We start from the raw sequence: 7,351 nt of genomic DNA on the forward strand, positions 1-7,351 counted from the left end.
CCGGCATCCTACGGGCCAACGGAAGCCAGAAATCGACGAGTTATTTTTCGACAGCCCCCTGTACTCCGCATACGGGAACCCCTACAGCATCTTGGTGGCAGCCGCTACTCAGTTCGAGGGCTGAACGAGTAGTTTCGATGTGCTCCGTCGTCGGCTGTGGACTGTCCGGCGGCTCGGATGCGCGCATGGTGCGATGCACCTGAGCGAAAGCGATGGCTTATCGAGTGATCCTGACAGTCCAGGAATCGAACTTGCGACCGATCTGCGGGTTGCTGGGATGGGCCGAGGCACCCGTGCACGTAGGCGACCATCGGCGCTGTCGCGTTGTTGAGTGTGTGAGTGCTTGATGGTGTGTCGGGTGCGGTGGGGCCGGGATGTCGGCGATGTTCTCCAGCGCCCGCAGCAGCCCGGGGCGGGCACGCTGGTTGGTTCTCGCAGGCGGGTGCTGCCGGGTGGGGTCGGCCAGGGCGGACGAATGGTTACGCTCGGTATCGCCGTGTTGCAGCACGCGATATCCGGGCCGGTGGTGTTCTGGATGCGTACCCGGCCACGAGGGCCGACAGAGCATCCGAGGAAGCAAAGCCATGCACAACCCCGCCCCGTCCCCGACCGCGAGATCGTCCTGGTGACCGGCGCGTCCAGCGGCATCGGCGAGGTCACCGCCCACCACCTGGCGGCCGCCGGTCACCACGTCGTCCTCGGCGCCCGGCGCACGGACCGCCTGGACCGTCTGGCCACCGAGCTCACCGAGGCCGGCCACCGCGTCGAGTCCGCGCAACTGGACGTCACCGATCGCGACAGAGTGAAGGCGTTCGTCGACAGCGCGCTCGATCGCCACGGGCGCGCCGACGTCCTGGTCAACAACGCCGGCGTGATGCCGCTCGCCCTCAGGAGGAGCTGCGCGTCGACGAATGGGACCAGATGATCGACGTGAACCTGCGCGGTGTGCTGCGCGGCATCGCGGCGGTCCTGCCCGCCATGCGCGAGCGCCGGTCCGGGCACATCATCAATGTCGCCTCCACCACCACGCACCGCGTGGACCCGACCGGGGCCGTGTACTGCGCGACGAAGTTCGCCGTACGCGCCGTGTCCGACGGCCTGCGCCAGGAGACTACCGACGTCCGCGTCACCGTTGTCTGCCCCTGCCTCACCAAAACCGAGCTCACCCACTCCGGAGACGCCCTCGAGCCGCGGAACGCGGTGCGGGCGGCGCTCGAAACGGTCGGTATCGACGCCTCGGCCATCGCCCAGGCCCTCGGCTACGCCATCGTTCAGCCGGCCGACGTCAACGTCAGTGAGATCATCGTCCAGGGCACGGCGCAGGTCTGACGTCGTACCGGGTCGCCGGACAGGGCGATCACCGTCGAGGTGTCGTCCTCGACCAGGCGAGCGCGATGCGCCGACCTTCGGCCTCGTACCACGACTTGATCAGGTCCAGTTCGCCCCGTCGCTGCGCGGCCTGGGCCATCTCCGTCCACAGCTGCCGGGGCTCGTCGGCCAGCTTCGGTTCGCGCTGGTAGTGCTGGACGGCGCGGACGGCGCGGACGGCGGTGATTGAGCCGTGGTCCGCTCAAGCGTGCGGTCCGAGCTGGGCGACTCATCAATCGGCACGCACAGCGTCAGTGGGTGGTGAGCACCATCCGGAAGCGGGCGGCGCCGGACATCATCCTCTGGTATGCCTCGTCGGCCTGGTCAAGTGGCACGACCTCGACCATCGGCCGGATTCCGTGCAGGGCGCTGAACGCCATGGTGTCCTGCACGTCCTGCGCGGTGCCGGACGGGTGGCCTCGGATGATCTTGCCGCTCATGAGCAGCTGGTTCGGGCTGATTCCCAGCGGAGCGGCGTCCGCACCGATGATCACCAGCTCGCCGCGGGGGGAGAGCCCTTCCACGGTCGCCGTGGTGGCCTCGGAGTTGGCGGCGGTGGCCAGCACCACTCTGGCGCCACCGAGGGACTGGAGCGCGTCGGCGACGGAGGTGTCCGCGGTGCTGTCGATGTAGTGGTGCGCGCCGAGCTGCTTGGCGAAGTCGGCCTTGCCGGCTCCGCGGGCGATGGCCACGGTCTCGAAGCCCATCGCGGCCGCGAACTGCACCCCCAGGTGGCCGAGGCCGCCGATGCCGAGTACGGCGACCAGGTCGCCCGGCCGTGCGGAGCTGCGCCGTAGCCCGTTGTAGGTGGTCACCCCCGCGCAGGCCATGGGCGCCGCATCGGTCGCCGCCAGGGCGTCGGGGATTTTGGCCAGGGCATCGACCGGTGCGATGACCGTCTCGGCGTAACCCCCGTCGTATGCCCATCCGGGGATCTTCAGGTTCTCGCACACGATGAAGTCGCCCTGTCTGCAGGGCGTGCAGTGGCCGCAACTGCCGCCGAACCAGCCGACCGTCACCCGGTCGCCCACCTGCCGACCACCGCTGTTTGTTCCCTCGCCCAGCTCCTCGATGCGCCCGGCGATCTCGTGCCCGGGGACCAGCGGAAACCGCACGCCTGGCAGCATCGCGTTGACGAAAACGGCGTCGCTGTGACAGATCCCGCAGGCATCCACGGCGATCCGTATGCGGCCGGGGCCCGGCCGCGGTACCTCACGCTCGACGATCTCGAACGGACTGCCGGCGGAGGCCACCTGCGCGACACGATAAGTACTCATCTGGATCACTCCCGGTAGCACGACGGCCCCCACAACCAGCACACCAGCTCCGGTCCGATCACGCGCGCCGAGCCGGCCGAGCCAGGTGAGCACCCGGCACAAGACGCCGACTACAGCACACAGGTGCCGGCGCTGGGACAAGGCCACGGAACGATTCGCGCGGGCGGACAGGGGGTGTGGCCGAGATACGCGTCAAAGGGGCAACGGGATGATCTTGCAGCCCTGATCCGCTTACGTGCGGCGACGTGCCGGGCGACCGAGTCGACGCCGGGGCGGGCGTATCGCTCCAGGGAACGGACGGATGCGTGGCGGGAGCGGGCCAGCAGCATCGGGGTGGAGGTGCCGTCCTCGGCGTCGTGCGTCAGGGCACTGTGACGTAGCCGGTGCAGTGTCCAGCCGTCCAGGTCCTCGATGTCCTCGGCTGAGGCAAGGGGGTTGACCAGCAGGCGGGTGTTCTCCTCGAAGATCTCTTCGGCCCGGCGGTAGGAGAGCCGGGCCCGGCCGGTCTCCGGACACACGTCGAGCGTCGGTGTTCCGGCCGGGGCCTTGCGGTCGGTGAGGAACAGCGGGCCGCGGGTGCGGCGGGCGATGAGGCGCGGCAGCAGCTGGGCGGTGCCGGACTGCCAGTGAATCCACTCGGTCGCCCCGCCCTTGGCGGTGATCCTGCCACGCTTGTCCTGCGGGTAGAGGTCTTCCACGTTCAGGCACAACACCTCGTCGGCCCTCACGGCGGACTCGTAGAGCAACTTCCACTGCGTCTTCTCCCGCAGCGCGACGTCCAGGCGCCACAGGGCGGCGATCTGGTTCTCGGCCAGGGCCTTGGTGCGGTCCGGCGGCGCCGGCCGCCGCTCGATGCCGATCGTCGGATCGGATTCGATCCAGCCCTGACGCTGCCACCAGCCGATCGCCTTGCGCGCGATGGACAGTTCCCGGTTGACGGTGTCGGCGTCCATCGCCTCCGCCCGGCGCCGCCGCCAGCTCGGCCAGCACTTCCGGCAGCGCCGGGCCGTCGATCGCGGCGACGGGGAAGACGGGCGGCTTCGCGCCCCGGCGGGCGGGCCCGGCCGGCGCCGGTTCGCCGGCGAGCATCCACCCCCACGTCGTCAGCGAGATCCGGTAGATCCGCGCGGAGGACTTCGCGATGCCCGCACCGGTGAGGTACCGCTCGACCGCCGCGGTGTACGACGAGGGCGGGGCGGACAGGGGCACCACCCGGGTGCGCGGCGGCCGGAGCGCGCCCCGCTCTCGAGTTCGGTCACCGGTTCGATCGCCACGCTCACCCCGCCTCCCTGGCTCTGCCGCAGTAAATGCGTACACCTCGCCTGCGGCGGCCGGAGAACCCGCTGCAGGTCGCGATGATCGCGGTAGGGGCTCTGCCGCAGTAAATCCGGCATTTACTGCGGCAGTTTTTCCGGTCCCCGCTGGGCGGCTGCGGTGAGCTGGGCGGCCAGATTCTTGAGCGCCTGCCGTAGTTCGTCGGGATGGTGGATGGTGAAGGGCCACTCCAGGGAGGCGAGCATGTGGGCCATGCCGTCCAGCCGTTCTGCCCGTGCGTGCATGAGAACGCCGGTGGGCTGGGCGGTGAGGGTCACCGCTGAGCGAGGCAGCCGGCGAGCGATCTCATCGAGGGGGCCATGGATCGTCACCTCGACCTGCCAGCGGTAGGGCCCCTGAGCGAGGGTCGAGGTGAGGTGGGCGACGGGGTCGAAGCCGTCGGGTGCGGTGAAGCTGTCGGCTCGGGAGGTGACGGAGGCGATGCGGTCGATGCGGAAGGTACGCAGGCTGTCGCGGAGGTGGTCGTGGCCGACGACGTACCAGCGGCCGGTGTGGAAGACCACGCCGTATGGGTCGATGTCGCGTTCGGTGTGTTCCTGGCACCATGACTGGTGGTGGATGCCTACGGTCATGTGGGCGCGGGAGGCCTGGGCAAGGGCCAGCAGGACGCCGGTTCCGGGTGCCTGACCGATCACGGCGTTGGCGGTGAACGACAGGGTCTCCCGCATGGCGGCGAGCGGTTCACGCAGGGCGTGCGGAAGCACCCGCTCGATCTTGGCCAGGGCACCGGCATTGGCCGGCGCGGCAGTGCCCATGCCCAGGCGTTCTGCTGCGAGCAGGCCCAGGACGACGGCGAGAGCCTCGTCATTGGTGAGGACCAGAGGTGGCATGCGGTAGCCGCGGGCCAGTCGGTAGCCGCCGTAGCGGCCGCGTTCGGCCTCCACAGGGATGCCCAAGTCGCGTAGGTGGGACATGTATCGACGCACTGTGCGGACGTCGGTGTCCAGGCGGTCGGCCAGCTCCGCCCCGGTGAGCCGGGCGTTGGACTGGAGGAGTTCCAGCAAGGTGAGCACGCGGGTCAGGGGATGCGACATGGATCACTCGGCATTTCAGGGCGGATTCTGTCCTGTATTGACTTTACGCTCCCCGCAGCACCTACTTCTGGGAGATCACATGGCCACCTTCGTACTCGTTCCCGGTGCCTGGCTCGGGGCATGGACCTGGGAAGACACCGCCCGCGCTCTGCGGGAGCGCGGCCACACGGCGCTGCCGCTGACGCTGACGGGCCTGGCCGAGCACGCAGACCAGGGCGGACTCCAGACGGATCTGGGCACGCACATCGCGGATATCACGGGATTCGTCGAGCGGAACGATCTGCGCGAGGTCACGCTGGTCGCCCACAGCTATGCGGCTGCTCCAGTGACCGGGGCAGCCGGACGTCTCGGCGACCGGCTGGAGCGCGTGGTGTACGTGGACAGCGCCCCGTTCGCCGCAGGCATGTGCATGCTCGACCTGATGCCGCCGGAGGCAGAGGACCAGCTGCGCCAGCAGGTCGACGCTTCTGGCGACGGGTGGCGGCTGCCGATGCCGCCCTTCGAGGTCCTGGGCTTGTCCAGCAGCCTCGACGGGCTCGATGGGGGCCAGCGGGACGTTCTACGCTCGCGTGCCACCCCTCAGCCATTTGGCACATTCACCCAGCGTCTCGACGGCCCGGCGGAGCTCGGTTCCGATGTGGACCGTGTCCTGGTCGCGTGCCATGACTTCACGGGGCTGCTGGATGCCGGGGTGCCGATGCTGGCCTTCCTGAACCAGCCGCCGTGGCGGCGCTTCGACCTGCCCACCGGGCACTGGCCGATGCTGTCCGCGCCCGCCGAACTCGCCGGCGTCCTCGACGCGGCCGTCTCCTGACCGTGCTGGCTGAGAGGCACAGCCCGATGCTTGACCACGAAAGCGTCCGCCGGTTGCGGGCCCACGCCCAGGCCCTGGCCGGCGGAGCACGGGAGGCCTCTGCAGAGGCGGTCGTCCGACGGGTCTTCGCCATCCAGGCCCAGGACGCCACGGCCGCCGACCTGGGCATCCGGGTACGTGGGCTGGACATCACCGCCGGGGCCATCCGCATGGCGTACGAGGACGAGCGGAGCATCGTCCGTAACTGGTACATGCGCGGCACCCTGCACACCATCCCCAGCGACGACGCCCGCTGGGTCCTGCGGTTGCTGTCCCCGCGGATCCTTGCCACAACCAGCCGCCGCTACCAGCAGCTGGGCCTGGACGATGATCTGCGCCAGCGCGCCGACCATCTCATCCGGCGGGTTCTTGCCGCGCACGGCCCACTCACCCGGGCCGAGCTGACCGAGCACCTCACCACCCTCGGTATTCCGCCGGACGGGCAGGCGCCGTTCTACCTGATCCGCCACGCGGCACTCACCGGCACCCTCTGCCACGGCCCACAGCGCGCCGGTGAGACCACGTATGTGCTGCTCGACGACTGGCTGCCCACCACCAGGCGCTTCCGGTGGGAGGGAGACGCTGCTCTCGCCGAGCTGGCCCGCCGCTACCTGGCCGCGCACGCCCCCGCCACCTTGGAGGACTTCGCCGCCTGGTCCGGGCTGCCGGTCACCTGGGCCCGCAGGGCCCAGAAAATGCTGGCGGAATCGGGCGCGATCACCGAGTACGGCGCGTTGACCATGCTCGCCGGGCGGGTGAAAGGACTCCCAGGCTCGTCTGACACCCCGGACGTTCGCATGCTGCCCGCCTACGACAACTACCTGATCGGCTACCGCACCCGCGAGGTGTCCGTCCCCGCTCTCCACCAGGCCCGCGTCTGGCCAGGAGGCGGCCTCATCCGGCCCACCGTCATCGCCGACGGCCTGGCCATCGCCACCTGGACCCGTGGCTCCGGCTCGCGCTCCATCCAGGTGGATGCGTTCGAACCTGTCCCGCCTCAGATCGAGCAGGGTATCGACATGGAGAAGGAGGCCGTCGTCGGTTTTCTGCGGCCCACCGCATAGCCGACCCGCATCCCGATCCAGAAATAGGGCGGCCGCGTAGGCGAGAACGTTGGGTCAAGCGGCCCGACCGAGGCCGGCGGCGATCAGACCCTGCTCATGGAGCGGGGTGAAGTCGACGTTGAAGTTCCACCCTCGGCCTGGACAGCCTGATACTGGGACGACAGGTCCCGGAGGAAGCAGTTCCAGGTAGTGAGCAAGAAGAGCAATACGAGCAAGCGGTACACGGCCGAGTTCAAGCGCGACGCGGTCGCGTTGGTGTACTCGTCGGGGAAGACGGTGACCGAGGTCGCCCGGGAGATCGGCGTCAGCGCCGAGGGGCTGCGGAACTGGGTCAGGCAGGACAAGGTTGACCGGTCAGGGGGCAATGCCGTTCAGTTAAGCGGTAGAGGCGAGTCTGATCGTGGCTGGACTGCTGTGTCG

The 7,351-nt window shown here is 69.4% G+C and carries 6 protein-coding genes and 1 pseudogene; 4 read left to right on the forward strand and 3 right to left on the reverse strand.

Going from position 1 to position 7,351, the window contains the following annotated elements:
* Positions 1 to 535: 535 nt before the first annotated feature.
* Positions 536 to 1,329: pseudogene (locus ACFP2V_RS35625) on the forward strand (SDR family oxidoreductase).
* Between the two features lie 290 nt (positions 1,330 to 1,619).
* Here the strand turns inward: ACFP2V_RS35625 and ACFP2V_RS35630 are convergent.
* From ACFP2V_RS35630 to ACFP2V_RS35640, 3 genes are all read right to left on the reverse strand, one after another.
* Positions 1,620 to 2,645 carry an alcohol dehydrogenase gene (locus tag ACFP2V_RS35630; RefSeq protein WP_381219824.1) on the reverse strand — a complete coding sequence of 342 codons (1,026 nt, stop codon included), beginning with the start codon at positions 2,643 to 2,645 and terminating at the stop codon, positions 1,620 to 1,622.
* Positions 2,646 to 2,755: 110 nt separating this feature from the next.
* Positions 2,756 to 3,598: a tyrosine-type recombinase/integrase gene (locus tag ACFP2V_RS35635; RefSeq protein WP_381219827.1), complete on the reverse strand. Its 843-nt coding sequence runs from the start codon at positions 3,596 to 3,598 to the stop codon at positions 2,756 to 2,758.
* Between the two features lie 441 nt (positions 3,599 to 4,039).
* The gene (locus ACFP2V_RS35640; RefSeq protein ID WP_381219830.1) at positions 4,040 to 5,014 is read right to left on the reverse strand and encodes a helix-turn-helix transcriptional regulator; all 975 of its coding nucleotides are present in this window, start codon (positions 5,012 to 5,014) and stop codon (positions 4,040 to 4,042) included.
* Between the two features lie 79 nt (positions 5,015 to 5,093).
* Between ACFP2V_RS35640 and ACFP2V_RS35645 the strand changes: the two genes are divergently transcribed.
* The 3 genes from ACFP2V_RS35645 to ACFP2V_RS35655 form a co-directional block, all read left to right on the forward strand.
* A complete protein-coding gene (locus ACFP2V_RS35645; protein WP_381219833.1) occupies positions 5,094 to 5,828 on the forward strand; it encodes an alpha/beta fold hydrolase in 735 nt (244 codons plus the stop codon).
* A 26-nt stretch (positions 5,829 to 5,854) separates the two neighbouring features.
* Positions 5,855 to 6,931, forward strand: a complete 1,077-nt coding sequence (locus ACFP2V_RS35650; RefSeq protein WP_381219836.1) for a winged helix DNA-binding domain-containing protein — start codon at positions 5,855 to 5,857, stop codon at positions 6,929 to 6,931.
* Between the two features lie 189 nt (positions 6,932 to 7,120).
* Positions 7,121 to 7,351: transposase (locus tag ACFP2V_RS35655; RefSeq protein ID WP_381219839.1), on the forward strand; the 231-nt coding region annotated here is incomplete at its 3' end.

The sequence above is a fragment of the Streptomyces incanus genome, from assembly GCF_042656345.1.
In the GTDB taxonomy this organism is placed as follows: Bacteria; Actinomycetota; Actinomycetes; order Streptomycetales; family Streptomycetaceae; genus Streptomyces; species Streptomyces incanus.

Coding starts and splice junctions, on each gene's coding strand:
- ACFP2V_RS35635 (WP_381219827.1), bottom strand. CDS start 3,598: ATGGACGCCGACACCGTCAACCGGGAACTGTCCATCGCGCGCAAGGCG.
- ACFP2V_RS35645 (WP_381219833.1), top strand. CDS start 5,094: ATGGCCACCTTCGTACTCGTTCCCGGTGCCTGGCTCGGGGCATGGACC.
- ACFP2V_RS35640 (WP_381219830.1), bottom strand. CDS start 5,014: ATGTCGCATCCCCTGACCCGCGTGCTCACCTTGCTGGAACTCCTCCAG.
- ACFP2V_RS35650 (WP_381219836.1), top strand. CDS start 5,855: ATGCTTGACCACGAAAGCGTCCGCCGGTTGCGGGCCCACGCCCAGGCC.
- ACFP2V_RS35630 (WP_381219824.1), bottom strand. CDS start 2,645: ATGAGTACTTATCGTGTCGCGCAGGTGGCCTCCGCCGGCAGTCCGTTC.